The 24,591-nt window shown below is 69.8% G+C and carries 29 protein-coding genes and 2 pseudogenes; 23 read left to right on the forward strand and 8 right to left on the reverse strand.

Translation table 11 applies throughout. The annotated features are described in order from the left end of the window. Position 1 precedes the first annotated feature (1 nt). Positions 2 to 841 carry an aminoglycoside phosphotransferase family protein gene (locus ACRDSQ_RS32055; RefSeq protein WP_431426327.1) on the reverse strand — a complete coding sequence of 280 codons (840 nt, stop codon included), beginning with the start codon at positions 839 to 841 and terminating at the stop codon, positions 2 to 4. Between the two features lie 92 nt (positions 842 to 933). Here ACRDSQ_RS32055 and ACRDSQ_RS32060 point away from each other — a divergent pair, with 92 nt between their 5' ends. The 9 genes from ACRDSQ_RS32060 to ACRDSQ_RS32100 all read left to right on the forward strand — a co-directional run bounded on the left by ACRDSQ_RS32060 (position 934) and on the right by ACRDSQ_RS32100 (position 8,278). After that, on the forward strand, positions 934 to 2,010 hold the full coding sequence (locus tag ACRDSQ_RS32060; protein ID WP_431426328.1) for an HpcH/HpaI aldolase/citrate lyase family protein: 1,077 nt from the start codon (positions 934 to 936) through the stop codon (positions 2,008 to 2,010). Continuing rightward, complete coding sequence (locus ACRDSQ_RS32065) at positions 2,003 to 2,899, forward strand: HpcH/HpaI aldolase/citrate lyase family protein (RefSeq protein WP_431426329.1); 897 nt, start codon at positions 2,003 to 2,005, stop codon at positions 2,897 to 2,899. Before ACRDSQ_RS32060 ends, ACRDSQ_RS32065 begins: the two co-directional genes overlap by 8 nt. 1,014 nt (positions 2,900 to 3,913) lie before the next feature. Continuing rightward, entirely contained in the window at positions 3,914 to 4,258 is a 345-nt protein-coding gene (locus tag ACRDSQ_RS32070) for a hypothetical protein (protein ID WP_431426331.1), read from the forward strand. Between the two features lie 138 nt (positions 4,259 to 4,396). Continuing rightward, positions 4,397 to 4,609 carry a hypothetical protein gene (locus ACRDSQ_RS32075; RefSeq protein WP_431426333.1) on the forward strand — a complete coding sequence of 71 codons (213 nt, stop codon included), beginning with the start codon at positions 4,397 to 4,399 and terminating at the stop codon, positions 4,607 to 4,609. 187 nt (positions 4,610 to 4,796) lie between these two features. Then, the gene (locus ACRDSQ_RS32080) at positions 4,797 to 5,588 is read left to right on the forward strand and encodes a slipin family protein (RefSeq protein WP_431426334.1); all 792 of its coding nucleotides are present in this window, start codon (positions 4,797 to 4,799) and stop codon (positions 5,586 to 5,588) included. A 109-nt stretch (positions 5,589 to 5,697) separates the two neighbouring features. Then, on the forward strand, positions 5,698 to 5,886 hold the full coding sequence (locus tag ACRDSQ_RS32085) for a hypothetical protein (protein ID WP_091378294.1): 189 nt from the start codon (positions 5,698 to 5,700) through the stop codon (positions 5,884 to 5,886). Between the two features lie 90 nt (positions 5,887 to 5,976). Then, positions 5,977 to 7,173: an acyl-CoA dehydrogenase family protein gene (locus ACRDSQ_RS32090; protein WP_091378291.1), complete on the forward strand. Its 1,197-nt coding sequence runs from the start codon at positions 5,977 to 5,979 to the stop codon at positions 7,171 to 7,173. 101 nt (positions 7,174 to 7,274) lie between these two features. Then, positions 7,275 to 7,802, forward strand: a complete 528-nt coding sequence (locus ACRDSQ_RS32095) for a general stress protein (RefSeq protein ID WP_431426336.1) — start codon at positions 7,275 to 7,277, stop codon at positions 7,800 to 7,802. A 110-nt stretch (positions 7,803 to 7,912) separates the two neighbouring features. Further along, the gene (locus ACRDSQ_RS32100) at positions 7,913 to 8,278 is read left to right on the forward strand and encodes a peptidase inhibitor family I36 protein (protein ID WP_431426338.1); all 366 of its coding nucleotides are present in this window, start codon (positions 7,913 to 7,915) and stop codon (positions 8,276 to 8,278) included. A 9-nt stretch (positions 8,279 to 8,287) separates the two neighbouring features. On the opposite strand, the pseudogene ACRDSQ_RS32105 reads toward ACRDSQ_RS32100, so the two are convergent. Both ACRDSQ_RS32105 and ACRDSQ_RS32110 read right to left on the reverse strand, forming a co-directional pair. Then, a pseudogene (locus tag ACRDSQ_RS32105) lies at positions 8,288 to 8,763 on the reverse strand (hypothetical protein). Continuing rightward, positions 8,753 to 9,315: pseudogene (locus ACRDSQ_RS32110) on the reverse strand (metallophosphoesterase). The pseudogenes ACRDSQ_RS32105 and ACRDSQ_RS32110 overlap by 11 nt, the downstream one beginning before the upstream one ends. Positions 9,316 to 9,499: 184 nt before the next feature. Here ACRDSQ_RS32110 and ACRDSQ_RS32115 point away from each other — a divergent pair. The 6 genes from ACRDSQ_RS32115 (at position 9,500) to ACRDSQ_RS32140 (ending at position 14,516) form a co-directional block, all read left to right on the forward strand. Continuing rightward, on the forward strand, positions 9,500 to 10,618 hold the full coding sequence (locus tag ACRDSQ_RS32115; RefSeq protein WP_431426340.1) for a WXG100 family type VII secretion target: 1,119 nt from the start codon (positions 9,500 to 9,502) through the stop codon (positions 10,616 to 10,618). A 71-nt stretch (positions 10,619 to 10,689) separates the two neighbouring features. Next, entirely contained in the window at positions 10,690 to 11,253 is a 564-nt protein-coding gene (locus ACRDSQ_RS32120) for a hypothetical protein (protein WP_431426341.1), read from the forward strand. Next, positions 11,250 to 12,065 (forward strand): ESX secretion-associated protein EspG, encoded by an 816-nt coding sequence (locus ACRDSQ_RS32125; RefSeq protein ID WP_431426343.1) that lies wholly within the window; start codon positions 11,250 to 11,252, stop codon positions 12,063 to 12,065. The genes ACRDSQ_RS32120 and ACRDSQ_RS32125 overlap by 4 nt, the downstream gene beginning before the upstream one ends. 74 nt (positions 12,066 to 12,139) lie before the next feature. Beyond that, a complete protein-coding gene (locus tag ACRDSQ_RS32130; RefSeq protein ID WP_431426345.1) occupies positions 12,140 to 13,348 on the forward strand; it encodes a WXG100 family type VII secretion target in 1,209 nt (402 codons plus the stop codon). A gap of 20 nt (positions 13,349 to 13,368) precedes the next feature. Continuing rightward, positions 13,369 to 13,731: a hypothetical protein gene (locus ACRDSQ_RS32135; RefSeq protein WP_091383424.1), complete on the forward strand. Its 363-nt coding sequence runs from the start codon at positions 13,369 to 13,371 to the stop codon at positions 13,729 to 13,731. Then, positions 13,731 to 14,516, forward strand: coding sequence for an ESX secretion-associated protein EspG (locus ACRDSQ_RS32140; RefSeq protein WP_431426346.1), 786 nt, complete (start codon positions 13,731 to 13,733; stop codon positions 14,514 to 14,516). Before ACRDSQ_RS32135 ends, ACRDSQ_RS32140 begins: the two co-directional genes overlap by 1 nt. A 159-nt stretch (positions 14,517 to 14,675) precedes the next feature. Here the strand turns inward: ACRDSQ_RS32140 and corA are convergent, their stop codons facing one another. After that, on the reverse strand, positions 14,676 to 15,755 hold the full coding sequence (corA, locus tag ACRDSQ_RS32145; RefSeq protein ID WP_431426347.1) for a magnesium/cobalt transporter CorA: 1,080 nt from the start codon (positions 15,753 to 15,755) through the stop codon (positions 14,676 to 14,678). Positions 15,756 to 16,145: 390 nt separating this feature from the next. Between corA and ACRDSQ_RS32150 the strand changes: the two genes are divergently transcribed. Together ACRDSQ_RS32150 and ACRDSQ_RS32155 are read left to right on the forward strand one after the other, a co-directional pair. Next, entirely contained in the window at positions 16,146 to 16,649 is a 504-nt protein-coding gene (locus tag ACRDSQ_RS32150; protein WP_431426349.1) for a MaoC family dehydratase, read from the forward strand. A 20-nt stretch (positions 16,650 to 16,669) separates the two neighbouring features. Further along, entirely contained in the window at positions 16,670 to 17,782 is a 1,113-nt protein-coding gene (locus ACRDSQ_RS32155; protein WP_431426350.1) for a DUF2332 domain-containing protein, read from the forward strand. A 6-nt stretch (positions 17,783 to 17,788) separates the two neighbouring features. Here ACRDSQ_RS32155 and ACRDSQ_RS32160 read toward each other — a convergent pair whose 3' ends face one another. Next, positions 17,789 to 18,211, reverse strand: a complete 423-nt coding sequence (locus tag ACRDSQ_RS32160; RefSeq protein WP_431426351.1) for an NUDIX hydrolase — start codon at positions 18,209 to 18,211, stop codon at positions 17,789 to 17,791. Positions 18,212 to 18,353: 142 nt separating this feature from the next. Here ACRDSQ_RS32160 and ACRDSQ_RS32165 point away from each other — a divergent pair, with 142 nt between their 5' ends. Genes ACRDSQ_RS32165 through ACRDSQ_RS32180 form a run of 4 tightly spaced genes read left to right on the forward strand, consistent with a single transcriptional unit; the run spans position 18,354 to position 20,611 of the window. After that, positions 18,354 to 18,518, forward strand: coding sequence for a hypothetical protein (locus ACRDSQ_RS32165; protein WP_431426352.1), 165 nt, complete (start codon positions 18,354 to 18,356; stop codon positions 18,516 to 18,518). An 18-nt stretch (positions 18,519 to 18,536) separates the two neighbouring features. Next, on the forward strand, positions 18,537 to 19,103 hold the full coding sequence (locus tag ACRDSQ_RS32170) for a PH domain-containing protein (RefSeq protein ID WP_431426354.1): 567 nt from the start codon (positions 18,537 to 18,539) through the stop codon (positions 19,101 to 19,103). Positions 19,104 to 19,130: 27 nt separating this feature from the next. Then, positions 19,131 to 19,991 carry a PHP domain-containing protein gene (locus tag ACRDSQ_RS32175; RefSeq protein ID WP_431426355.1) on the forward strand — a complete coding sequence of 287 codons (861 nt, stop codon included), beginning with the start codon at positions 19,131 to 19,133 and terminating at the stop codon, positions 19,989 to 19,991. Next, positions 19,991 to 20,611 carry a MarC family protein gene (locus ACRDSQ_RS32180; protein ID WP_431426357.1) on the forward strand — a complete coding sequence of 207 codons (621 nt, stop codon included), beginning with the start codon at positions 19,991 to 19,993 and terminating at the stop codon, positions 20,609 to 20,611. Before ACRDSQ_RS32175 ends, ACRDSQ_RS32180 begins: the two co-directional genes overlap by 1 nt. On the opposite strand, the gene ACRDSQ_RS32185 is transcribed toward ACRDSQ_RS32180, so the two are convergent. Next, positions 20,598 to 20,951 carry an arsenate reductase family protein gene (locus ACRDSQ_RS32185; RefSeq protein WP_431426358.1) on the reverse strand — a complete coding sequence of 118 codons (354 nt, stop codon included), beginning with the start codon at positions 20,949 to 20,951 and terminating at the stop codon, positions 20,598 to 20,600. The two genes, ACRDSQ_RS32180 and ACRDSQ_RS32185, sit on opposite strands and share 14 nt — an antisense overlap. 82 nt (positions 20,952 to 21,033) lie before the next feature. Here ACRDSQ_RS32185 and ACRDSQ_RS32190 point away from each other — a divergent pair, with 82 nt between their 5' ends. Next, entirely contained in the window at positions 21,034 to 21,840 is an 807-nt protein-coding gene (locus tag ACRDSQ_RS32190) for a RecB family exonuclease (protein ID WP_431426399.1), read from the forward strand. Then, positions 21,837 to 22,376, forward strand: coding sequence for a hypothetical protein (locus ACRDSQ_RS32195; RefSeq protein ID WP_431426360.1), 540 nt, complete (start codon positions 21,837 to 21,839; stop codon positions 22,374 to 22,376). The genes ACRDSQ_RS32190 and ACRDSQ_RS32195 overlap by 4 nt, the downstream gene beginning before the upstream one ends. Positions 22,377 to 22,381: 5 nt before the next feature. Here the strand turns inward: ACRDSQ_RS32195 and ACRDSQ_RS32200 are convergent, their stop codons facing one another. Together ACRDSQ_RS32200 and ACRDSQ_RS32205 are read right to left on the reverse strand one after the other, a co-directional pair. After that, complete coding sequence (locus tag ACRDSQ_RS32200; protein WP_431426362.1) at positions 22,382 to 23,239, reverse strand: alpha/beta fold hydrolase; 858 nt, start codon at positions 23,237 to 23,239, stop codon at positions 22,382 to 22,384. Between the two features lie 25 nt (positions 23,240 to 23,264). Then, positions 23,265 to 24,587, reverse strand: coding sequence for an Rv3212 family protein (locus tag ACRDSQ_RS32205; protein WP_431426364.1), 1,323 nt, complete (start codon positions 24,585 to 24,587; stop codon positions 23,265 to 23,267). Positions 24,588 to 24,591 lie beyond the last annotated feature (4 nt).

Below are 24,591 nucleotides of genomic sequence, written 5' to 3' on the forward strand. Positions count from 1 at the left end.
TTCAGTGCGCCAGCGCGAAGGCCACCGCCTTGGCGTCGGTGTGGTCGTCCTCGTCGATCCAGGTGTCGACGGCTCGGACGAACGCCCAGCGTCGGGCGAGGTCCCCGTCGGCCCCGGTGGCCTCGACCACCGCGTCGAGCCTTGCGCGCGGGTCGTCGAGCCGGTTCCAAAGCAAGGCGATGAGCCCGAACTCCAGGTCACCCGCGATCGGCTTCGGATCGATCACCAGCCACGGCTCTCGCTCGGCGCGCAGCACGTTCTCGAAGTGCAGGTCCTCGTTGACCAGCCGGTCGCCCGACTTCGGGCCCAGTTCCCGGCAGTACGCCACGGCCTGTTCCACCAGTTCCCGAGGAACCGCGCTGTCGGAACGCTCCATCTCGTCGGCCCAGCGCAAAGCCTTCTCGCGCACGGACCGGACCTGCGGCGGCGCCTGCCGGTCGAGCCTGCGCATCAGCCCGGCGATCACCCCGATGGCCTCGTCGATCGGCACGTCCATCAGGTCGGCGTCGGAGTCGAGGCGTTCGAGGAGCATCGACCAGTCGGACGGCTCATGGGCCAGCAGCCGAACCGCGCCGTCGCCGTCCCACAGCGACAGCACGAGCGCCTCGTGCTCGGCCTCCTCGTGCGGCCACGGCAGCTTCAGCACCGCCGGGGTCCCGTCGGTCCGACGTACCGGCAGCACCAGCGCGACGTAGCCGTACATCGGGTCGCCGTCGAGGGTCAGGTCCCATCGCCGCAGACAACGGCCCGCGAGGTCGGGCAGGCCCGCGATCCACGCCTGCTCCTCGGGGGCGTCGAATCCGTCGGCGAAGTCCGCGGGGACGATCAGCTTCGGTGTCATGGTGGCCACAATGGCGGTCCGCTCCGGGTCGTGGTCGACTACAACTCTTCAGTGGTTACCGGACGGTTAACCTCGTACCGAACGGAGGCTCGATGCGTTCACCGAAGGACTTCTTCCGCCCGCTCGCGGTTGGTGCGCCCGAGCCGGTGCGGGAGATCCCGTTCCGGCCCTCGCGGATGATCCACTTCTTCGATCCGAGTAACGAGAAAATGGCCGCGAAGGTTCCCGACATGGCGGCGCAGGCCGACGTGGTGCTGGGCAACCTCGAAGACGCCGTGCGCGCCGACCGCAAGGAAGCCGCGCGCGAGGGTCTGGTGAAGATCGCCCGGGCCACCGACTTCGGCGACAGCCAGCTGTGGACCCGGGTCAACAGCCTCGACTCGCCGTGGGTCCTCGACGACCTGATCACCCTGGTCACCGAGATCGGCGACAAGCTCGATGTGATCATGGTCCCGAAGGTCGAGGGCGCCGCCGACATCCACTACGTCGACCGCCTGCTCGCCCAGCTCGAAGCCCGCGCGGGCCTGGACAAGCCGCTGCTGGTGCACGCGATCCTGGAGACCGCCAGCGGCGTCGCCAACGTCGAAGAGATCGCCACCGCGAGCCCCCGCATGCAGGGCATCTCGCTGGGCCCGGCCGACCTCGCCGCGAGCCGCCGGATGAAGACCACCCGAGTCGGCGGCGGGCACCCCGGCTACCTGGTGCGCACCGACCCGGTGGGCGACGACTTCACCGTGGGCCGTGTCACCTACCAGCAGGACCTGTGGCACTACACCGTCGCGCGCATGGTCGACGCCTGCGCGGGCGCCGGAATCCTGCCCTACTACGGCCCCTTCGGCGACATCGCCGACGTCGTGGCCTGCGAGGACCAGTTCCGCAACGCCTTCCTGCTCGGCTGCGTCGGCGCGTGGAGCCTGCACCCCAAGCAGATCGCCATCGCCAAGAAGGTCTTCTCCCCGGCGCCGGAGGACGTCGCCTGGGCCCGCCGCGTCATCGCCGCGATGGGCGACGGCACGGGCGCGGTCATGATCGACGGCAAGATGCAGGACGACGCCACGGTCAAGCAGTGCCGCGTGGTCGCCGAACTCGCCGACGCCCTCGCCGCGCGTGACTCGGACCTCGCCGCCGCTTACGACGCCGCCACGAAGGAAACTCTGGCCAGTGAATAATCCACAGCCCGACCCCATTGACCCGACCCAGCGCCCCCGCCGCTCGGTGCTCTACATGCCGGGCGCCAACGAGCGCGCGCTGGAGAAGGCCAAGACCCTGCCCGCCGACGCGCTGATCCTCGACCTTGAGGACTCCGTCGCCCCCGACGCCAAGGCCGAGGGCCGCGAGCGGGTGTGCGAGGCGGTCGCCAATGGCGGCTACGGCAAGCGCGAGCTGACGATCCGGGTCAACGGCCTGGGCACCCAGTGGCACGCCGACGACCTGCGCGCGGCGGCCAAGGCCGGTCCGGACGCCGTCGTGGTGCCGAAGGTCAACAGCGCCACCGAGGTGCACGCCATCGAGCGTGCCCTCGAAGCCGCGGGCGCCCCTGACCACACGGCGATCTGGGCCATGGTCGAAACGCCGATCGCCATGCTGCGTGCCCACGAGATCGCCGCGGCCAGCGACCGGCTGACCGTGTTCGTCATGGGTACCAACGACTTGGCCAAGGAACTGCACGCCGAGCACGTCCCCGGCCGCGCCCCGCTGCTCGGCGGCCTGTCGCTGGCGCTGCTGGCGGCCCGCGCCACCGGCAAGGTCATCCTGGACGGCGTCTACAACGACGTGAAGGACCTCGACGGCTTCGCCGAGGAATGCGTCCAGGGCAGGCAGTTCGGCTTCGACGGCAAGACGCTGATCCACCCCGGGCAGATCGGTCCGTGCAACGAGATCTTCGCGCCGTCGGAGTCCGCGATCGCCCAGTCCCGCAAGATCATCGAAGCCTTCGAGGAGGCCGCGGCGGCGGGTCGCGGCGTCGTCACCGTCGACGGCCGGATGATCGAGAACCTGCACGTCGAGAACGCCCGTCGCATCCTGGCGGTCGGCGCCGCCATCGACGGCCTGGGCTGAGTTCCGAACTCGGCAGAGCCGCCCACCCCGCGCGGGGTGGGCGGCTTTTCATTTCCGCACGTCATCGGCCTTCCCATTTCGCTATTCCGCCGGCGGGCGGAGCTGTGGTTGTGCCCTAGATCGTGTTCGACGCCATTTGGTTGCCAAGCTTGCGTGCCTTTTTTCGCGACTCAGCGTGATCACTGATTCGTAGAAGTTCGACGGCGCGGGGAGCGCGCAGTAGCCGATCTTTGGGGTTACAGTGTCGCCTGTGACCGACCGGCGGAGTGCTGATCTCGAATGCTTCTCAGGTACTGCACGGAGAGTGCGTTTGTGTCGACTCGTTCGCCCGTTAAGGTGTACCACTCGCCCATCCCGTGATGACTACGGAATGTAGTCAAATTCGGGCGTGAGTGGATCGTGAGTATTACTCCCCATTTCTCATCGCGACGGATTTCGGCCGGCCGTGTTGAGTATTTCGGAAAGTATTCGGCGGCCCTGCCGTCGACGCGCGAGAAGGAATCACAGTGTTGGACGATGACGACGTCTCCGTCTACGGGTCGCGGGCAGCGGGCCGCCGCGGGCAGGCCGCGCTGGCCAAGCTGCCGACCACCGACGACTTCACGAACCACAAGCTCACCCCGCACGACCGCAAGCTGATCCTCTTCCTGCTGGTCACCCTGGTCGACCGCTACGACCGGCTGACCGCCACCTACGACCGGCTGGTCCTGGCCTACGGCGGCCGGGAAGGTCACTGGGCGTTCGGCAAGGACGTGGCCGACCTGCAGAAGAGCTGTGCCAGTTTCCTCGGCCGCGGCGCCCGGCGGGCCCCGCGCTGGCCGGAGATCGTGGACCTGTTCGCCGCGGGCGTCTCCGACCGCAACCGGGCCCGAATACTCGCCTTCGCCGCGGGCCTGCACTGCCGTGCCGCGGGTGTTGCGGCGCCGGCGGGCTACGACGGGCCGATCGCCTACCCGAAGTGGGGTCGACTCTCCGCGTGTCTACGCGACCCAGATCTGCGAGGAACTCATCGAGGTGACCACCAACGGTTCCGACGTCCTCGAACTCCCGGCTCCGCGCGGGTCCACCGACCCCGCCGACCTGGTGGCGGAGGTGGCGGCGCTCAAGGCCGAACTGCTCGACCGCGACCGCCGCCTGCACACGGCCATGGAGTCCTTGCGGCACAAAGCCGCCGAGGTCTCCAACCTGGGCCACCGGGTGCGCGCGCTGACCGGCGAGCTCAACATCCTGCGCTGCTCGGAAACAGTACTGCGCAACGAAGTCCACCTCCTGCGCAGACAGTCCGTTCGGCTGCTGACCGACGCGCCGACCGTCCGGTTCCGGCCGGTCACGCTACAGGCCCCCGGCCTTCCGGGGTGACCCACTCGGCGCCGAAGTCCCTTGTGAACCAAGGCTTCCGCGCCGCCGTCCCGACCCACCACGCATGGCCTTTCACCTCGTGACTCGATCTCTGACGCGCCGGCATCGAGTCGGTTTCAGTGCGAGGAACGGAGAACCATGACGAAAGGGGATCGGGACAACCCCACCGAGGACGGCACCAAGCCTGCCCGGCGGGGATGGCGGGACCCGGGTCGATGGTGGCGAGCGGTGCGAACACCGCTGCGGCTGCTGCACGGCTGGGCGGTGCTCACACAGCACGAAGCCCTTGCCGTGACGACAAGGGCTCTCGTGGTGATCGGTGACGCGGTCTTCGGCACGCATCAGCGCTGACCGCGGCGCCTGCTGAGGATCGGCCCGGTGTCGGATGGACCCCGGCATCGGGCCGTTTCTCTCCGTGCGCGGCGTTCTCACCCCGGCACGACGAGTATGTTAGCCGCGCTCTGTGTTCACCACGTGTGATCAGGCCCCGCTTCACTCGCTCGGCGTAACATCGAGGGTGCTGAACGGAGGCCCCACGATGGTTCTCCTCTACATCCTCATCACGATCGCGTCCGTGGCCGCGCTGGTCGCCGCGGCCAGCGCCCGCGTGATCAGACAGTACGAGCGCGGACTCGTCTTCCGCTTCGGTCGCGTGCGGCCTGACCTGCGTGAACCCGGTCTGACGTTCCTCATGCCGGTGTCGGACCGGCTGCACAAGGTCAACATGCAGGTGGTCACCATGCCGGTGCCCGCGCAGGACGGCATCACCCGCGACAACGTCACGGTCCGGGTCGACGCCGTCGTCTACTTCAAGGTGATGGACCCGGTGCTCGCCGTGGTCAACGTGGAGGACTACCGGTCCGCTGTCGGCCAGGTCGCGCAGACGTCGCTGCGGTCGATCATCGGCAAGAGCGAGCTCGACGACCTGCTCTCCAACCGCGAGCGGCTCAACCAGGGCCTCGAGATGATGATCGACAGCCCCGCGCTCGAGTGGGGCATCCACATCGATCGGGTGGAAATCAAAGACGTCGCGCTGCCCGAATCGATGAAGCGGTCGATGTCACGCCAAGCCGAGGCCGAGCGCGAACGCCGGGCCCGGGTCATCTCCGCCGACGGCGAACTCCAGGCCTCCCACAAGCTCGCCGAGGCCGCCCGGACGATGGCCGACACACCGGCCGCGCTGCAGCTGCGACTGCTCGAAACGGTGGTCGAGGTGGCCGCCGAGAAGAACTCGACGCTGGTGCTCCCGTTCCCCGTGGAGCTGCTCAGGTTCCTCGAGAACTCGTCGAGTTTGCCGAGTCGTGATCGTTCAACGATGACTACGGAATGATTACGCAGCAGGTCAAGGACGTGACAGGCCGTAGAAGGTTGTCGTGACATAACGCACAGATAACGGGATTGGCTTGCTTCGCCACCCGAAGTCGACCAACGCTAGGCCCATGGGTAGACACCGCGACACCTCATCGGAGGGCCGAAGTCTTCTGAGCCTGTTCGGCGGACGACGCCGCCAGGCCGACGACCTCTTCGACCGCAGCTTCCGCTCTTGCGACGGCTGTGGGGCTGACGTTTACATCCTCGCCGAGGAATGCCGCGGCTGCGGCGACGAGCTGGTGCTCCGCGCGGGCTGAGTGGTCCTGCGCACTTCCGTACCGCGAACGGTCGTTAACCGGTGGATACTCCCGGGTAACTCAGAAGCCGTCTTCGTCAAGGGAGCTCGCATGGCCCGCCTCGCCCAGACCGCTGGATTGACCGACATCCAGCGCGAGATCCTCTCCACGGTCAAGGACTTCGTGGACAAGGAGATCATCCCCCACGCGCAGGCGTTGGAGCACGCGGACGAGTACCCCGCGGACATCGTCGCCGGCATGAAGGAAATGGGCCTGTTCGGGCTCACCATCCCGGAGGAGTACGGCGGCCTCGGCGAGTCGCTGCTCACCTACGCGCTGGTCGTGGAGCAGATCGCCCGTGGGTGGATGAGCGTCTCGGGTGTCATCAACACCCATTTCATCGTCGCGCACATGATCAAGCAGCACGGCACGGAGGCGCAGAAGCAGCACTTCCTGCCGCGCATGGCCACCGGCGAGGTCCGCGGCGCGTTCTCGATGTCCGAGCCCGACCTCGGCTCCGACGTCGCCGCCATCAAGACCCGCGCGAAGCGCGACGGTGACGACTACGTCATCGACGGCGCCAAGATGTGGCTGACCAACGGCGGTTCGTCGAACCTCATCGCGCTGCTCGCGAAGACCGACGAGGGCGCGGACAAGCCGCACCAGAACCTCACCACGTTCCTCATCGAGAAGCCCGAGGGCTTCGGCGAGGTCGCCCCCGGCCTGACCATCCCGGGCAAGATCGACAAGATGGGCTACAAGGGCGTCGACACCACCGAGGCCGTGTTCGACGGCTACCGGATCGGCGCGGACAAGGTCCTCGGCGAGGCCCCCGGCAAGGGCTTCTCGTACATGATGGACGGCGTCGAGGTCGGCCGGGTGAACGTCGCCGCCCGCGCCTGCGGCATCGCGATCCGCGCGTTCGAGCTGGCCGTGGAGTACGCCCAGCAGCGCCACACCTTCGGCAAGGCCATCGTCGAGCACCAGGCCATCGCCTTCAAGCTCGCAGAGATGGCCACCAAGGTCGAGGCCGCTCACCTGATGATGGTCAACGCGGCCCGCCTGAAGGACTCCGGCGAGCGCAACGACGTCGAGGCGGGCATGGCCAAGCTCATCGCTTCGGAGTACTGCTCGGAGGTCACCCAGGAGTCGTTCCGCATCCACGGCGGTTACGGCTACTCCAAGGAGTACGAGATCGAGCGCCTCATGCGTGAGGCGCCGTTCCTGCTCATCGGCGAGGGCACCAGCGAGATCCAGAAGACGATCATCTCCCGCGGCCTCCTCCGCGACTACAAGTCCCGCGGGTAACAGCTTCGCGTGCCGGACGGGCCCGCTCCCTCACTCGGGGGAGTGGGCCCGTTCCGCGTGCCGGGTTCGCCACCCCGGGCGAACATTGGCAGGATGGAGCGATGACCGGTGCGTTTTCGGGTTCTGGACGCTCGAACCAGGGCCTGCCCAAGGTGCCCACGCCGCCGAGCGGGTGGCCCATCGGCTCGTACGACACCTACCAGGAGGCCCACCGCGCGGTGGAGCACCTGGCGGGCAACGACTTCCCCGTCGAGGAAGTCACCATCGTCGGCGTCGATCTGATGCTGGTGGAGCGGGTGATCGGGCGGCTGAGCTGGCCGAAGGTCCTCGGCACCGGCGCGCTCTCCGGCGCGTGGTTCGGCCTGTTCGTGGGGCTGCTGCTGGGCCTGTTCAGCCAGCAGCAGACATCTTTCGCTCCGATCCTGGTCGGCCTGTCCGCCGGCGTCGTGTTCGGCCTGATCTTCGCCGCCGTGGGCTACGCCAGCACCCGCGGCCGCGGCCGTGAGATCGCCTCGGCCACGCAGCTCGTCGCGGGCCGCTACGACGTTCTCGCGCAGCCCCGCAACGCCGAGAAGGGCCGCGACCTGCTGGCCAAGCTCGCCATGGGGCCCGGGGGAGCACTCAGCTAGCGCTGTGCCTGCCCTGTGGATAGCCGTTTGCACCCGCCGAGTCGCCAGAGCACCCTTGATCACGTCGGACGCCTCACCCCGAGGCGTCCCGGGGACCAGGGGAAACACACATGCGCACGCTCCTGCGCGCGACTCTCGTCGCGCTGCTCGCTCTGTCCACTGTGCTCGGTCTGAGCTCGCTCGCCGCGGCTGATCCGTCGCCGTGCGACCGTGGAGAATTCTGTCTGTGGTCCGAGCAGGCTTTCGGTGGTGCTCGGGCTGTAATCACCCTGTCCGACAGCGCCCTCGAGGAGTGCGTTCCGGTTCCCGACGGTATCGCGGGCCGCTCCTTCGTGAACGCGTTGAGCAAACCTGTCACCGTCTACCAGGACGCGGAGTGCTCCACCGAGGGCGAGTTCGACACCTATCCGGGTGCAGGGACATACGTGCCCGACGCGCCGTTCGTCGTTCGGGCGGTGCAGATCTGGTTCGAGTGAGAGGCCACCTCATCGCCGGTCGCGCAGCGCCATGATCACCTCGTCGTCCCACCGGTGGGTGCGGATCAGTCGGTAGCGCTCGAGGAGGGCGACCACGGGCACGAATTCCTCGGCGTGCCAACGGGCGGCGATGGTGGAGCGGTCGAGGAAGGTGTGCTCGTCCTGCATCAGTCGGAATCCCCACGCCTCAACGGCTTCCGACAGCTGCGCGTAATCCCACGGCGCGACAAGGTTGATGGCGGTTCGTGCCTCGCCGCGCAGGGTGACCCGGTGGTGCCCGTCCACGACGAAATGGAGATCGCCTATGCGGTAAACCTCGATCGGCGGTATCGACTCGCCCCTGCGCTGCGCCCGCGCGAGACGCTCCCAACGTCGTCGGGTTCGCGGCGCAGCCAGGCGGCGAGGCGGGAGAGGACTTGGCGTCTGCGCATGCGGAGGAAGTCGTTCTCGGCGTCGGCGCGGGAGAAGCCGGTGTCACGCGCCATGGTCGTGCTCCGGGATGTGGAGGATGCGGTAGCCGACGGTGTTGATCACGGTGGTCGTGCCGAGTGTGCGGTCGGGGACGGGTTCGCCGGGCGGGTGGATGTGGCCGTGCAGCAAAACGGTGGGCCGCAGCGCGTGCACGGTGGTGTGCAGGCACTCGAAGCCGCGGTGTGGCCGGTCCTCGCGGTCGCCGAGGTGCCTGGGCGGCGAATGGGTCAGCAGCACGTCGACGCCGCGGCCGTCGCGTAAGCGGCGCCACGCGGCGCGGCGGCGCAGGGCCCGGGCGCGCCATCTGGCGTTCGGTCCACTGGTTCGGTCCGCCGCTGTAGCGGATCGACCCGCCCAGGCCCGCGCGACGAGCCGTAGCCGCCGAGGTCGATGTCGTGGTTGCCTGGTACGAACACACACGGTCGGTCGAGCGCGTCGGAAAGGAATTCGAGGTAGTCGAACGGGAGGTCACCGGCGGCCAGCACCAGGTCGACGTCGTGGCCGCGTACCCGGGTGGTCCACAGGTGTTCCACGACTTCGTCCGCCACGGCGAGCACCTTCGGCATCATCCGAGCGTACGTCCGATCAGGTATCGATGTGCCGCCGCGAAACGAGAAGAACCACGGGGGGAACGGTTCTTTCCCGCGCCGCGTCGGACAGCTAGCGTGATCATCGGATGCGATCGTCCAGTGGGCGGTCGTTCAGTCACGGGTGCGGTGGCCAGGCCTGCCACCGAGGGGAGTTCGTGGGATGGGCAGTGGGCAGCAGTCGGAGGACCGGTATGTCACCGGTGGCGTGAACTGGGAGTCCTACTCGCTGGAGGATCTCGTCGCCATGGTCGCCGAGAACGCCAGCGCCCCCCAGTTGGAGCGCCTCGCCGACGACTGGCGTGCCGCGGGCGCCGAGGTCACCGACGCCGCCGCGGTGCTGGCGACCGCGCTTGAGGAGCTGATGCAGTACTGGTCGGGCGCGGCCGCCGAACAGGCCCGCGCCGACACCGCGCTCAACGCGCAGTGGGTGGGCGACCTGGGGGAGACCGCCCACCAGATCGGCGATCCGGTCCAGGAGGCCGCGGGCGCGCTGAAAGCCGCGCAGGACGCCATGCCGGAGATCCCGCCCGCCCCACCCGTGGAGCCCGCCCTCGCGGTGGACGCCGCCGAACGCGGCGGCATCGCAGGCGGTCCGATGGCCGCGGCGATCAACGCCACCGCCGCGGGCGCCGACAGCGCCTTCGTCGCCCAGCAGGAACAAGCTCAGCACAAAGCCGTCGCGGTCGAGGCCATGCGCCGCTTCGAGGGCGCCGCCCTCGGTATCGACGCCGCGACGCCCCGGTTCGAGGAACGCGAAACCGAACTACGCCCCCGCCCGGCTGCCCCGAGTGTGCCGCGCCCGCCCGGCTGGGTCCCGACCATCCCGGTCTCCTACGTCACCGATGTCGAACTGCGCTGGCTCGAACTCACCGGCGGCAGTTCCGGCACCACAGCCCAGTCCTCGGACACCACGGGCTCGTCCGGCGGCGGCGGTTCCGGAGGAGGTGGCGCCTACGGCGGGGGAGCGGGAGCGGGAGCAGCCGCGGGAGCGGCAGGCGCCGTGGGTGGGGCGGCCCCCCGCGGACCACTGCAGTCCGGCCAGCGCACCGGCGTCACCGAGTCGTTCCAGAACCCGGTCAAAGCCGCCACCGCCGGCCCAGCCCTGCACGCCGCCCCGGCGGCCGCCCACGGCGCCATGGCGGGTGGCATGCCGATGGGCGGCATGGGAGCGGGCGCCGCCCAAGGCGACCAGGGCGAACACCGCAGGCGCTACCCCTTCGACGCCGACGACCCGTTCGCGTTGGACCAGAAGGCATCGCCGCCGGTGATCGGACTGTAGGCGCCCGGATGAGCAGACACGACGAAGCCGGTCATGGGCTCGCCACAGGCGTGCGGGGATAGGGGGAAGACATGCGGGAAGAACTCGAACGCCGGTCACTGATCGAGGAACGGCTGGCAGGCCCGGCGATGCTCGCCCCCGAAACCGCGGACACCCCACCGCCGCCCATGCCCGTCCCGCAGCCGGGGGGTTCCGCACCCGTCCAGGTGCCGCAACCGAGCCCGGGCCACCCCGAGCCCGGCGCTCTTCCTGCGCCTTCGCCCGACCACGGCGGCACCCCGCCTGCCACCCCAACCGACCAATCGCCCGGCTACTGGGATGTCGACACCGACAAGCTCACCGGCTTCGCCATGGCGGTCACCTCCGCCCGGTTCGGCCTCGCCGCCGTGCAGGCTCGGGTCGAGCGCATGCAGGGCGACGAGTACACGCCCAAGCTCGGGACGAGTCCAGTCGGGCAGCAGCTGGCCAAGAAATTCGACGACCGGCTCAACGGCGACGCCGGCCTGCGAGGCCTGCTGGCCGAGGCGATGCGGCGGATGGACCAGTTCATCGAGAGCGCCGAGAAGGTCCGCGACACCTACAGCGAGACCGAGGCCGACACCGAGCAGTCGATCAACCGGGCGAGCGGCGGATGACCGCCGGCACCCGCCAGGGCACCTGGCTGCGGCCCGCCGAGGTCGATCTGCTCTGCACCTTCGCCGAGGTCTCGCTCCCGTTCCCCCTCACTGTCGACTCCCACGGCGCGACCGTCGATGAGCGACGGGACATTTTCGGCACCGCCCGCACCGGGTTGGCCGCCCGCGGCCTGGCCGACCACCGTGGGCCGCAGGGCCTCGCCGCGGCCTTCGTCAGCCTGCTGCGCGACGGCGTCGGTTCGCTGGACATGATCGTGGCCCGCCGCGGCGGTGTGCGGCGGGTGCTGGTGCTGACCAGGCGCGAGCAGGCGCTGGTGGCCCGGCAGGACAGCGGGGACGCCTCGGTCCAGTTGTTGGCGCTCTCGACCCACGACGCCGTCGCGCACCTCATGCGCATGGTCCCCGACCAGCCCCCGGCCATGGCGGCCCCGTTCAGCCTGCCGCGCCGGGCGGTCGACCAGGCCCACCGGGAGATCATCGCCGCCACCGGCCCCGACAGCGCGCCGCGCAGGCTGTCCTCCGATGAGGTCGACCGCATCCTGCGCCGCCACGGCCTCGACGACGCCACTGTCCGCCGGATGGCCACCCACCTGCAGCCGGTGCTCGGCAACGGCCAGGCGGGCATCGCGGTCAAACGTGGCTACGCCGACTCGTGGACCCGGGCAGGCGAGGAACTGCGCTGGTTGGACACCGCGCGCGGCCGTTTCCGCATCGTGGGCGACGGGCAGGCCGACTGGATGAGCGTCAACCCCCTACCCCGCGACGACCTCCGGGCCGAGCTGCGGACTCTGGCCCAGAAGCTTTGGCACTAATGACGAACTCGCCGAAAACGACGGCTCCATCGGCTAGCGTGACGGTCGGAAACGATGGTTCTGGAGGCTGACGCATGATCGATGTCGACCAGCTGGTTCGCCGGGTCAAGGACACCGCCGAGCGGGCCGCCGCGGCGCGCGCGGCCGCCGAGCAGGACCGCAGACGCCGCCGCGAGACCGACGACACCTACGTGACCGGCGGCGTCCACTGGAACGGCTACAGCCTCGAAACCCTGCAGCGCATGGTCGGCGACCAGGCCAACCCCAGCCAGCTCGACATGCTCGCCGACGAGTGGGCCCGCCACGGTGACCGCATCGGCCGCGCCGCGAAAGACCTGTCCCGTTCGCTGAACCGCCTCATGGATTTCTGGTCGGGAACGGCGTCGCAAGAGGCGACCCGCACCGTGGTCGCCAACGCCGCCTGGGTCTCGGAGATGGCGGCGACGGCCAAGAGCATGGCCGACCCGATCCAGGACGCGGGCGGGGCGCTGCGCTCCGCGCAGGACACGATGCCGGGCAAGCCGCGCAGCGCCTGGTACGCGACCGCTGGTGGCGGCGCGGCGGCCGGGTTCGCCGTGGGCGGTCCCGTCGGCGCGGCCTTCGGCGCTGCCCTGGGCGGCATCGCCAGCGCGTTCGGCTTCGGCAGCAACAAGAAGAAGCTCAAGCGCAAAGCCGTGCAGACCATGCAGCGGTTCGAGGCCGCGGTCCTCGGCATCGACGGCTCGACCCCGCGTTTCGGCGGCCCGGCGACCGGCGTCAACCCGGGCACCGGCCCGGGCTCGACCCCACCGCCGGGCGTCGGCACGCCTGGCCCCGGGGTGTCGGTGCCGGGCGGCCCGTCCCATCCTGGCTGGAACGGCGGCGCACCCGTCGGTGGCACCACTCCGTCCTTCGCGCCCCCGTTCGGCTCCGGCTGGGAGGGGCGCTGGCAGGGCCTCACCAACTACGGCGGCGGCAACGCGGGCTTGGGCGCGGGCGGCCTCAACGGCTTCGGCGCGGGCGCGTTCGGCCTCGGCGCGGGCGGGCTCGGAGCAGGCCGCGGCGGTTTCGGCGCCGGACCGGGCGCCGGTGTCCGTGGGGGCAACAACGGCCGGGCGGGCGCGGGACGCTTCGGCAGGCACAACGGATTCGGTGCCGCGGGCCGCGGCTTGACAGGCGGCGGCGCCGCGGGCACGGGCGGGCGCAAGGAAGAAGACAGCGAACACCGCAGGCGGGTCCCGATCGAAGAGGACCCGTTCGCCATCACCGACATGAAGTCCGCGCCACCGGTGATCGGGCTGTAGCAACGTGAGAGGAAACACCCATGTACGTCGATGAGCCAGGCCCGATCGGGAACTTCGACGGCGCCAACGGCTGGCAGGTCGATCCCGCGCAGGTCCGCGAGTTCGCCGCCGCGGTCGAGGACGTGCGCGCCGACCTGGACGCGATCATCGCCGAGGTCGCCGACCTGAGTTCCCCCGCGTTCCAGCCGATGCTGGGCACCAGCCCCGTCGGCCAGGAGCTGGCGGAGAAGTTCAGCGATCGGCTCGGCTCCGAATCCGGGCTGCGCGGGCAGTTGGAGACCGCCCTGCAGCGCATGGAGGAGTTCGTCGCGAGCGCGGAGCGGACCGCGGCCGGCTACCAGGAAAGCGACGAGCACGCCGCCAAGCGGTTCCCGAACACCTGATGGCCGAGGTCTCCCTGCACCCGGTCGAAGTCGACCTGCTGTGTGTCTTCGCCGAAGTCGAGGCGCCGTTCCCGATCGATGTCCCCGCCTCCGGCCGCAGTGACATCGAACGCGGTGTGCTGTTTTCCGGTGCGGCGCAACAACTCCGCGACCGCGGCCTGGCAGATGAACGCGGCCCGCTCGACGTCGCCGAGGAGTTCGTCTACCTCCTGCGCGCCTGCACGGGCGTGGTCGACCTGGTCGTGCTGAGCGACGACCGCAAGCTCGCCGCGGCCGTCCTCACCGCCCAGGACGAAGCCCTGATCGTCGTGCAGGACAGCGCCGACCCCAACGGCATGATCCGCCTGCGCGCGGCCACCCTCGACGACGCGATCGGCAAGCTGGAACGGATGGTCCCGCGCGTCGACGCCCCGCTGACCGCGCCGTTCAGCCTGCCCCGCCGCGCGCTCGAGTCCGCGTTCGAGGCGATCCTGGCCGGAGCGCCGAAACCGTTGGCGCAGAACGAGATCGAAGAGATCCTCGCGGCTGGCGGAATCGACGACCGGGTGGCCCGCCGGATGGTGTCGCACCTGCAGCCGGTGCTCGGCAGCGGCCAGACCGGCGTCGCCAAGCGTGACGACACCGAAGACCAGTGGCGCCGCGTCGGCGAGGAGATCCGGTGGATCGACACCACCCGCGGGCGCTACCGGCTGGCGGGCGACGCGGACTGGATGAGCGTGAACCCCTTGGGAACAGACGACTTCCGGGCGGCCCTGCGGACCATGGCGGGGGCGGTCAGGGCGTAGGCATCTCGGCGATGAGCACCGTCACGACCGCGATCCAGGTGATGATCGTGGTCAGAAGCCAGAACTTGAGGTTGGTGAGCAGCCGGGTCATGACGGAACCTCCCATCGGGGAAGCGGGCGGGGGACCTGGGTGTCGCTGGAGCCGGGAAAGGCCTCCAGCTAAAGCCATCGGTTCTTGCGGAAGATTCGATACAGGACGAGACAGGCCGTGAAGATCACGACCATCACCAGCGGGTAACCGAACCGCCATTTGAGCTCGGGCATGAACTCGAAGTTCATCCCGTAGACGCCGACCACCATCGTCGGCACGGCGATGATCGCCGCCCACGAGGTGATCTTGCGCATGTCCGAGTTCTGCTGCAGCGTGATCTTCGCCAGGGTGGCGTCGAGCAGGGTGGTCAGCAGCTCGTCGAACGCCGTCACCCGCTCCGAGACCGTCGTCAGGTGGTCGTCGACGTCGCGGAAGTAGGAGCGCACCTCTTCCGGGATCAGCGGCGAGCAGCCCTCGGCCAGTCTGCGCAGCGGGTTGGCCAGCGGCATCACCGCGCGGCGCAGTTCGAGGATCTCCCGCTTCACCAGGTACATCTGCTCCGCGCCCACGGGGTTGCGCGGCGCGAAGACGGCCCGCTCGAGAAGATCGATGTCGTTCTCGAACGCCTCGCTGACCGCCAGGTAGCTGTCGACGATCCAGTCGGCGATGCCGTGCAACACCGCGGCGGGCCCGGCGCTGAGCCGTTCCGGCGAGCGCTCCAGCTCCTCCCGCAGGTCATGCAGGCCCGAATGGGCGCCGTGGCGGACCGTCACGACGTAGTTCTTGCCGAGGAACGCCATGATCTCGCCGGTCTCGACGATCTCGTTGGCCGTCGTCGGCGACTCGTGCTCCACGTAGCGGACCGTCTTGAGCACGATGAACAGGTTGCTCTCGTACCGGTCGAGCTTGGGCCGCTGGTGCGCGTGCACCGCGTCCTCCACGGCGAGCTCGTGCAGCCCGAAGGTCTCGGCGACGCCCTGGATCTGCTCGGCGTCGGGCTCGTGCAGACCGATCCAGACGAAGCCCTCACCCCGCGAGCGCACCTCGGTCACGGCCTCGGTGTGCGTCCAGCGGCCGGGCAGCCGCTTGCCGTCGACATACACGGCGCAGTCGACGACGTACTCCGACTTCCGCGCCGGGCTCGGGGCCTGCGGCGCGGATACGGTGTTGCGGCCTCTGCGGCCGCCGAGCGAGGGAATGAAGGCCATGGGGGTCTCCAGGTGCTCCCGCCGCGAACGGCGGACCGGACGACCTATCGCCGCTCCGGTGACGGAGCGTCCCTGCCGGACCCGCGGAAACTGCCGTCAGCGGCGGATTCCTCCGGAGGGGACGCGGGTACTACTGCAACCTGTCGCGCTTTCATGACCATGCGGGTCGCCCATGTGCGTCCTCACCTCCTCGCGGCCGGTGGCGGACCGGGCCGAATGCCCACGCCCACCAGGGCGACAGCGTACCCCCTCGGTCCGACCATCCGATGTTCAGGGATGCGCGATCACGCGCGGTGCACTCCCTCACACATCGGTTGCACCACCGGCCCGCGCGCCGTACACAGTTGTCTACTCGGCGGCCTACTCGCCGGTCACTTACTTGGAGGAACAGTGCAGTTCGGTCGGTACTACGAGGAGTTCGAGGTCGGCGCGGTCTACAAGCACTGGCCGGGCAAGACGGTGACCGAGTACGACGACCACCTGTTCTGCCTGATCACGATGAACCACCACCCGCTGCACATGGACGTCAACTACGCCGAGAACACCACCGATTTCGGCAAGAACGTCGTGGTCGGCAACTACATCTACTCCCTGCTGCTGGGGATGTCGGTGCCCGACGTGTCCGGCAAGGCGATCGCCAACCTGGAGATCGAGTCGCTGCGCCACGTGAAGCCGACTTTCCACGGCGACACCATCTACGGTGAGACCGAGGTACTCGACAAGACACCGTCGAAGTCCAAGGATGATCGCGGCGTCGTGTACGTCGAGACGCGCGGTTACAAGCAGGACGGCACCGTCGTGTGCATCTTCCGCCGCAAGGTGATGGTGCCCAAGCAGTCCTACGGCGACGCGCGCGGCGGCGAGCAGCCCGGCAGGCCTGAGCCCAAGGTGTGAAGAGCAAGACGGAGGAGCCCGTGACCGTGTCGCTGGAGGAGATCAGGCAGCGGTTGCGGCGCTTCGCCGAGTCGGAGGCGGCGGGCGTCTCCCCGCTCTACGAGCACCTCGCCGCCCGCGCCGCCGAGGACGACGCCGTCGCCGGGCTGCTGACCTCCGCGCAGCCCGGTTTCGGCCACCCGACGCTGCTGCTGGCCGCCGTGCACCGCGCGCTGCAGGCCGAACCCTTCCACGAGCTGGTGAATTACTACCCGTCGATGGGCGGCACGTACGGCCTCGACGCCGGGACGTGGCCGCTGTTCCGCACGTTCGTGGTGGAGCGGTCGGAGAAGATCCGCGCGCTTATCGCCGCGCACACCACCCAGACCAACGAGGTCCGCCGCGCCGCCCTGCTCTACCCCGCGGTCGCCTTGGCCGCCAAGCAGGCGAAGGCCCCAGTGGGCCTGCTGGAAGTCGGCTGCAGCGCGGGTCTGCTGCTCGACCTCGACCGCTACGCCTACCGCTACCAGACCGAGCAGGCGGGCCAGGTCGTCGCGGGCCCGACGAAGACCGCGCTGGGCCTGCACTGCGCGCTCGAACTCGCCCCCGGCGCCGCGCTGCCCGTTATCCCCAAGAAGCTTCCCCTGGCCGCCAAGGTGGGCCTGGACCGCGACCCGGTCGACCTCGGCGACGAGGACGCCGCGGCGTGGCTGGAGGCCTGCATCTGGGCCGACCAGCCCGAGCGGCAGCGGCTGTTCAGCACCGCGGCCGCCATGCAGCACAAGAACCCGCCGGAACTGGTCAAGGGCGACGCCGTAGCCGACCTCGCCGCCGCCGCGGGCCGGATCCCGGCGGACGTGCCGCTCGTGGTGATCACTTCCAGCGTGCTCAGCTATCTGCCCGACAGCGACCGGGCGGCGTTCGTCGAGGCGCTGCGCGCGCTCGCCGCGACCCGCCCGCTGTGGTGGGTCAGCAACGAGGGCTACGCCGCGGCACTCAGTTTCGTCCTGCCCGGGCGTGACGAACTTGTCACCGCCGAGAGTGAAACGGCGCTGGGCGTGCTGGGCCTCACGTCGTGGGCTGACGGCCGTCCGGAAGCGGTCGCGCTGGCGCGGACGTCGCCGCACGGCGAGCGCCTGCTCTGGCTGGCCTGACCTGCGCTAACGGGGTAGCACACCCCACCCGCGAAGGGTGTCCGAAAGCTGCGCGACAAGATCGTTACCGGCCTCGAGTGTGGTGAATGTCGCAAGGTCGACCCACGCTGCCTCAAGGGCGTCATCGCCTGCCCGAAGATCACCGCCCGTAACCGAACAGGCGTAGTCGTAGATCACGTACACCCCCTTGGGGCCCTTTCGCTCCACTACGCCGATCAGGTCCCCGACGATCACCGTTAACCCGGTCTCCTCCTGGAGTTCACGAACCAGTGCGACGTCGTCGGCCTCGCCGGATTCGACCCTCCCGCCAGGTAGAGACCACTGGCCGCGACCGGGATCGTTCGCCCGCCGAATCAGCAGGAGGCGGCCTGAGGAGTCACCGACGATGCCTCCGACACAGCGGATTCTCCCATTTGGACCAGCACTCATAGCTACAGAGCGTAGCCGTGCTTCTTCGGTAACGCTCCGCATTGACCCAAGCGCGGGACACCCCTCCCTAGCGGGCTCCGCGTGCGGTACAACGGTTTTCAACAAGGCCACTTCGGGTGCGGACGGAACGGGGTAGATCGCAGTGGACGTCAAGAAGGTAATGATCTTGACTGGGGCAGCGTTGCTCGTCTTCTTCCTGGTGACGCAGCCGGTTCAGTCGGCGGGCATCGTGAACTCGATCATCCAGACGCTCCGGGAGGGCGCCGAAGCGGTGATCACCTTCGCAAAAACTGTTTTCTCCGGCTGAGCCGGGTAGCGTCGAACCATGTTCGCGCCCCGAGACCCAGACGAGTACTTGCTGGACTCCGAACGCCGGGTCATCCGGGTGCGCAGGCACTGGGCGAGCCTGGTCTGGGAGGTCTTCGAGGCAGTCGCGCTCCTCGCGATCTGCGTCATGGTCTCCTACCTGCTCCCGCCGGCGGCATGGCTGGTGCAGAACATCCTCTGGTACGTCGCACTGGCCGTCGTGCTGCGCTTCACCTACCAGGTCATCGACTGGTGGGTGGAGCGCATCGTGGTCACCGACAAGCGGTTCATGATGACCACCGGGGTCATCACGACGCGGGTGTTGATGATGCCCATCGGCAAGGTCACCGACCTGACGTACAAGCGCACGGCGATGGGCCGCATCTTCGGCTACGGCACGATGGTCGTCGAGTCCGCGGGCCAGATCCAGGCGCTCAACAACATCGAGTACCTGCCCAAGCCGGAACAGGTCTATGACGCCATCTCCGAGCTTGTCTTCGGTGACAAGAAGGCGGCCGCCGAGCGGTTCTCGATGATCAAGGCGCAGCGGATGGCGCAGGGCAAGCGCAAGGCAATGAAGGGGTGACCGGCGTCATCGTCCACACTGACGCAGGTGCGGATCGACCTTCACTGCCACTCCACTGCCTCTGACGGCACCGACAGCCCGGCCGAGCTGATGCGGGCGGCCGGGCGGGCGGGCTTGGACGTCGTCGCCATCACCGACCACGACACCACGGCGGGCTGGACCGAGGCCGCCGCCGCGCTGCCGCCGGGGCTGCGGCTCGTTCGCGGCGCCGAGCTGACCTGCGTGTCGGAGGACGGCCGCGGCGGCCATTGCACGGTCCACGTGCTGGCCTACCTGTTCGATCCCGCCGCTGAGGCCGTGGTGACCGAGTACGCGCGCACGCGCGCCGAGCGCCGCACCCGGCTGCACACGATGGCCACCCGCATGGCCGCCGACGGCTACCCCGTCGACCCGCACACGCTGCTGGCCGCGATCCCCGACGACGTCCCCGCGGGCCGCCCGCACCTCGCGCAGGCCCTTGTCCGCGCCGGGATCGTCGGATCGGTCACCGAGGCGTTCACCAAGCTCCTGCACGGCCGCGACGGCTACTACGTGCCCAGCGACAAGACCGCGGTCCGCGACGCCATCGCCATGATCAAGGCGGCGGGCGGGGTCACGGTGCTGGCCCACGGGTTCGCGCACCGCCGGGGCCCGACGATCAACGCGGCGGTGGTGGCCGACCTCGTCCGGCACGGTCTCGACGGCGTCGAGATCGACCACCCCGACCACGATGAGCAGTCACGCGACGAACTGCGGTCCCTTGCGGTCAAGCACGACCTGGTGGTCACGGGCTCCAGCGACTACCACGGCACCAACAAGACCATCGCGATCGGCGCGGAGACCACCGCGCCGGCCATGCTGGACGCGATCGCCGAACGCGCCACCGGCGCCAAGATCCTGGAGGGCTGATGAGCTGGTTCGACGTCCAGATCTTCACCCACGCGCTGATCACCCTGCTGGTGATCATGGACCCGCCGGGCACGATCCCGGTGTTCCTGAGCCTCACCGGCCGCAAGACGAAGGCCACCAGGCTGCGCGCGGCCCGCCAGGCGGTGCTGGTGTCCCTCGGCGTGATCACCCTGTTCGCCATCGGCGGCGAGGCGATCCTGTCCTACCTCGGCATCGGCATCCCCGCGCTGCAGGGCGCGGGCGGGTTGCTGTTGCTGCTGATCGCCCTCGACCTGCTGACCGGCCGCGGCATGACGGAGCCGGAAGCGGTGGAGGACGTCAACATCGCCCTGGTGCCGCTGGGCACCCCGCTGCTCGCCGGCCCCGGCGCCATCGCCGCGACGATCGTCTTCGTCCGCCAGGCCGACACCGACAGCGGCGGGGGCGGCTACGTGGCTGTCGGCGCGGCCATTGTCGCGGTGCACTTCATCCTGTGGCTGTGCCTGCGCTACTCGGGCGTGGTCATCCGGATCATCAAGGACAGTGGCATCCTGCTGCTGGCCAAGATCGCCGGTTTGCTCCTCGCCGCCATCGCCGTGGAACTGATCGCCAACTCGGTGAAGGGCTTTATTTCCGGTTGAGCAGGGCGTTCAGGGCTTCCTGGGTGCGCACGATCGCGGCGGTGCCGTCGTCGTGGATCACGATGGGGCGCTCGATCAGCGCCGGGTTCGCGGCGAGCACGGCGATCCACTGCGCGCGGTGGTGCGGGAGGTCGGCGAGGCCGAGTTCCTTGGCAGGCGGCTCCTTGAGCCGGGTGATGTCCCAGGGCTCCAGGTTCAGCTTGACCAGCACCTCTTCGATCTCCGCCGCGGTCGGCGGATCTTCGAGGTAGCGGCGCACGGTGTGCTCGGTTCCCAGCTCGCCAAGAGCCGACTCGGCGCTGCGGGACTTGCTGCATCGGGGGTTGTGCCAGATTTCCACACCACGATTGTGCCCGGCGCGGGGAGTGTCGGTGTCACTGCGTACGGTGGGGGCCGTGCAAGGCCAGCTGGGTTTTGAGAGCATGCCGCGGAAGCTGATCAAGGTCACGCCGTCGCGGCTTTCGGTGTGGGCGGACTGCCCGCGCCGGTTCCGCATGGCGTACCTCGACCGCCCCACACCACCTCGCGGTGGGCCGTGGGCGCACAGCACGCTCGGCGCGGTCGTTCACAACGCGCTCAAGGCGTTGTTCGATCTGCCGGTGGGGAAGCGGACGCCTGACGCGGCGGCCGCGCTTGTCGGCACGCACTGGAAGGACGACGGGTTCGCCGGGTCCGAGCAGGCGGCCACCTTCCGCGAGCGCGCCGCGGGCTGGGTGCACGACTACGTCGCCGAGATCGACGTCAACCACGACCCGGTCGGCCTGGAACGCTGGGTGTCCGCCCCGGTGGGCACGATCGTCGCCGAGGGGCGGGTCGACCGCATCGACCAGCGCGACGGCGAACTGGTGATCGTCGACTACAAGACCGGCAAGCACGCGCTGACGACGGACGACGCCCGCGGCTCCCAGGCGCTCGCGCTGTACGTCCTGGCGGCCCGCCGGACGCTGCGCAGGCCGTGCACCAAGGTCGAGCTGCACCACCTGCCTTCGGGCACCGTGTCGTCCTGGGAGCACACCGACGAGTCCCTGGCCCGCCACCTCCGCCGCGCGGAGGAGTCGGCCGACGAGTTCCAACTCGCCACCGACACGCTCAAGGCGGGTGGCGACCCGGAAGTCCTGTTCCCGCCCACCCCGGGCCGCCAGTGCTCGTGGTGCGACTTCCGCCGCAACTGTGCGGACGGCAGGGCGGCCGGACCGCAGATCGAGCCATGGGCGATGCTCGCACCGTGACCGGCCCGACTGACCGCTTCCCGCACTCGGACCCTCGCACGGCCCGACTCCCCACCGGGACCCCCACCGCGCAGGTCGGTACCGCGACGGTCCCGTTGCCGTCGGCGGCGTACGACGGGTCACCGCGCCCGCCGCGGCGCGGGCCGAACCGGGCGGGACCCGGTGGCGGGCACGGGGAAGCCGAGGGTTTCCAGCCCGACGGGGCGCCCGGCGACTACCCGACCGAACCGTTCGATCGACCCGACACCGCCGACGACGAGCCCAGGCCGCCCGGTTTCTTGCGCGAGCTGTCCGGCGCGCTCACCCTAGGCCTGTGCGTGCTCGCCCTCGTGGTCGTCGGGCTCCAAGTGCTCGCCGCGTCCAAGGGCATGCCCGGTCCAGGCTTGCCCATCGTCCTGGGACACGCGGTCGCCGCGATCGCCGCCGTGGTCGTGCAGCGCCAGGCGGACCGCCGCCCAGGCTCGGTCGCCGCCCTGCCGGTCCTGCTGGTCGCCGCCATCACCGCGGCCACGACCTGGTTCTTCTGGTGGTCCTGACCGGGCTAGAGCCAGGTTTTCCAGGTGGGGAGGAGCGTGGCTAGCAGGTCGGTTGGGTTTTCCATGGCGGGGGAGTGGGCCGCGCCGGCGATCATGCTGAAGTCGGCTTCCAGGCGGTCGGCCATGTCGCGCTGAGTCGACGGCGACCACGCGTCGTCCTCGGCGCCGCAGACCACCAGGCAGGGGGTGCCGCGGGCCCGCAGGGCGCGGGCGAGGTCGCCGACCAGGTCGGGTTCGCCGCGCAGGCCGGTGCCCATGCCGACCAGTGCCGCGACGGTGTTGCGCAGGAACCGATCGCGCAGGAACACCCGCTGCTCGGCGGGCATGGTCTGCCAGCGCGGGTTGCTCGCGTTCAGCTTCTCCAGCACGTCGTGCGTAGGCCCGATCCCGTGCTGGTGCAGGACCGGCTCCGCCAGCTCCAGCACCGCTCGCCGCCCACCCGAAGGCAGCTCACCCGGACCCGAGCTGAGCAGTGTCAGCCCGGCCACCGGCGCCCCCGCGAGCACGGCTCGACGGGACACCAGGCCGCCGTACGAGTGGCCCATCAGCACCACGGGACGACCGTCGGCGGCGAGCTTGCCGACCAGTTCCGCCACGACCTGACCCAGCGGCGCGGGCAGGAACGACGCCTCGTCGCTCGGCCCCGGGGAGTCCTGCTGACCCGGCAGGTCGATGGCGACGACGTCGAATCCGGCGTCGGCGATCGGGTCGAGCAGCGGCGCGAAATCCTCTTTGGACCCCGTGTAGCCGGGCACCAGCAGCGCGATCGGGCCCTCACCGCGGATGCGCAGGGCGCCGATCGGTCCGTAGGGCCCGGACAGGTCGGCGCGGACGGCCCGGTGCGGGCTCAGCTGCGAGTGCATGAACCGAGTGTGCCGCGCGCGGCGGTCAGTGCAAAGCCACGAGGGTCGTGCCGCGCTGTTCGAGCACGATCGGACCGATGGAGCTCATCGTGACGACGCCCGTGTGGTTCGCCCGGTCGACGGGGATGCGGCCGACCTCCTTGCCGTCGGCCTGGCTGACCACCGAGATGGCGTCCTTGACCGGAAACAGTGCCCGCCCGGCGAAAACGGTGCCGGGGCCGAGCGTGTCCTTGATCGTCCACAGAGGACGAAGCTCGGTCGCGGAGACGACGATCGTGCGGGACCCGCTGAACCAGTGGAACGCGCCCGTGGCCTTCGTCACCGGCGACGCCCGGCCGGGCGGGTCGGCGCGCAGGTCGTCGGGACCGAGGTCGAGGTCGTAGGTCGCGGCCTGGGCACCCTCGGCGCCGTAGACGACCAACCGGTTGGGCGAGGGCATGGCGACCGCGGTGAGTTCGTCGTTCATCGCGACGACCTGGGCCGACTCGCTGCCGAGAACGCTGCTCAGCACCTCGACCGGCTTGTCCGCCTCGTTGTCCTTGCCCGTGGCCTTGTAGACCGTCAGGCGGGCCGCCGCGTCGTTCGGGCAGCGCTCGATGACGGCGATCTTGTTCGACGCCGCGTAGGCGGACTTGTAGGTGCATCCCGTGCGCGGCTGCTTCTCCGCGTTGACCATCGCCGGGACCTGGCCGTAGTCCATCGTCTCGACGAGGTCCGAGCGCACGCTCGTGAGCAGGCGCTCTCCCGTCGCCGTCAGGTAGACGCCGTCGCCGATCAGCCGGGTGCCGCGTTCGGCGTCGCTGTTGCGCTGCCGGTCCCGCTTGCCGCTCACCGGGTCCAGCGACGTCATCTCGCTGCAGCCGCCCGCGTGCCGGGGGTCGCTGTCGGGCAGCGCGTTCTCGGTCGTGCGGAACAGCGCCACCGCGTTGCGCCACTGCGTGCTGACGGTGCACAGCTCCAGGTCGCGCCGGTAGGTCCAGCGGACGTCCCCGGTCTCCGGGTCGCGCCCGGCCACCTCGCCGCCGCGGCCGGTGACCACGGTCGGTCCGGCGATCACGGGCTCCCACGTGGCGGGGCTCTCCGCGCGCCAGACCTCGCCGAGGGACGGCGGGAAGAACTCCGGCGCCGCGGGTTCCTCGTACTGCCGTTCCGTGGTGATCGAGGTCGTGGCCCGCAGATCGCTCTTCTGCCACACGACGACGACGGCCGCGACGAGCGCGACGACGATCAGGCCGATGCCCGCGTAGTCGCGCTTGCGGTTGAACCGGGTGCGCGGCGCGCGCGGCGGCGGAACGTCCCCTTCGAGGACGTCCTCGCTGCCCACACCGTCAGAGTCCGCGGAAGTCACGGAC

It is taken from the genome of Actinokineospora sp. (genome assembly GCF_050699995.1).
GTDB lineage: Bacteria > Actinomycetota > Actinomycetes > Mycobacteriales > Pseudonocardiaceae > Actinokineospora.

Excerpts from the sequence above, each read along its gene's own strand:
- ACRDSQ_RS32115 (WP_431426340.1), top strand. The coding sequence starts at position 9,500 with ATGGGCAGTGGGCAGCAGTCGGAGGACCGGTATGTCACCGGTGGCGTG.
- ACRDSQ_RS32190 (WP_431426399.1), top strand. The coding sequence starts at position 21,034 with ATGCCGCGGAAGCTGATCAAGGTCACGCCGTCGCGGCTTTCGGTGTGG.
- ACRDSQ_RS32160 (WP_431426351.1), bottom strand. The coding sequence starts at position 18,211 with ATGAGTGCTGGTCCAAATGGGAGAATCCGCTGTGTCGGAGGCATCGTC.
- ACRDSQ_RS32055 (WP_431426327.1), bottom strand. The coding sequence starts at position 841 with ATGACACCGAAGCTGATCGTCCCCGCGGACTTCGCCGACGGATTCGAC.
- ACRDSQ_RS32130 (WP_431426345.1), top strand. The coding sequence starts at position 12,140 with ATGATCGATGTCGACCAGCTGGTTCGCCGGGTCAAGGACACCGCCGAG.
- ACRDSQ_RS32170 (WP_431426354.1), top strand. The coding sequence starts at position 18,537 with ATGTTCGCGCCCCGAGACCCAGACGAGTACTTGCTGGACTCCGAACGC.
- ACRDSQ_RS32180 (WP_431426357.1), top strand. The coding sequence starts at position 19,991 with ATGAGCTGGTTCGACGTCCAGATCTTCACCCACGCGCTGATCACCCTG.
- ACRDSQ_RS32140 (WP_431426346.1), top strand. The coding sequence starts at position 13,731 with ATGGCCGAGGTCTCCCTGCACCCGGTCGAAGTCGACCTGCTGTGTGTC.
- ACRDSQ_RS32060 (WP_431426328.1), top strand. The coding sequence starts at position 934 with ATGCGTTCACCGAAGGACTTCTTCCGCCCGCTCGCGGTTGGTGCGCCC.
- ACRDSQ_RS32085 (WP_091378294.1), top strand. The coding sequence starts at position 5,698 with ATGGGTAGACACCGCGACACCTCATCGGAGGGCCGAAGTCTTCTGAGC.
- ACRDSQ_RS32090 (WP_091378291.1), top strand. The coding sequence starts at position 5,977 with ATGGCCCGCCTCGCCCAGACCGCTGGATTGACCGACATCCAGCGCGAG.
- ACRDSQ_RS32120 (WP_431426341.1), top strand. The coding sequence starts at position 10,690 with ATGCGGGAAGAACTCGAACGCCGGTCACTGATCGAGGAACGGCTGGCA.
- ACRDSQ_RS32125 (WP_431426343.1), top strand. The coding sequence starts at position 11,250 with ATGACCGCCGGCACCCGCCAGGGCACCTGGCTGCGGCCCGCCGAGGTC.
- ACRDSQ_RS32200 (WP_431426362.1), bottom strand. The coding sequence starts at position 23,239 with ATGCACTCGCAGCTGAGCCCGCACCGGGCCGTCCGCGCCGACCTGTCC.
- ACRDSQ_RS32080 (WP_431426334.1), top strand. The coding sequence starts at position 4,797 with ATGGTTCTCCTCTACATCCTCATCACGATCGCGTCCGTGGCCGCGCTG.
- ACRDSQ_RS32100 (WP_431426338.1), top strand. The coding sequence starts at position 7,913 with ATGCGCACGCTCCTGCGCGCGACTCTCGTCGCGCTGCTCGCTCTGTCC.
- ACRDSQ_RS32135 (WP_091383424.1), top strand. The coding sequence starts at position 13,369 with ATGTACGTCGATGAGCCAGGCCCGATCGGGAACTTCGACGGCGCCAAC.
- ACRDSQ_RS32095 (WP_431426336.1), top strand. The coding sequence starts at position 7,275 with ATGACCGGTGCGTTTTCGGGTTCTGGACGCTCGAACCAGGGCCTGCCC.
- ACRDSQ_RS32075 (WP_431426333.1), top strand. The coding sequence starts at position 4,397 with ATGACGAAAGGGGATCGGGACAACCCCACCGAGGACGGCACCAAGCCT.
- corA (WP_431426347.1), bottom strand. The coding sequence starts at position 15,755 with ATGGCCTTCATTCCCTCGCTCGGCGGCCGCAGAGGCCGCAACACCGTA.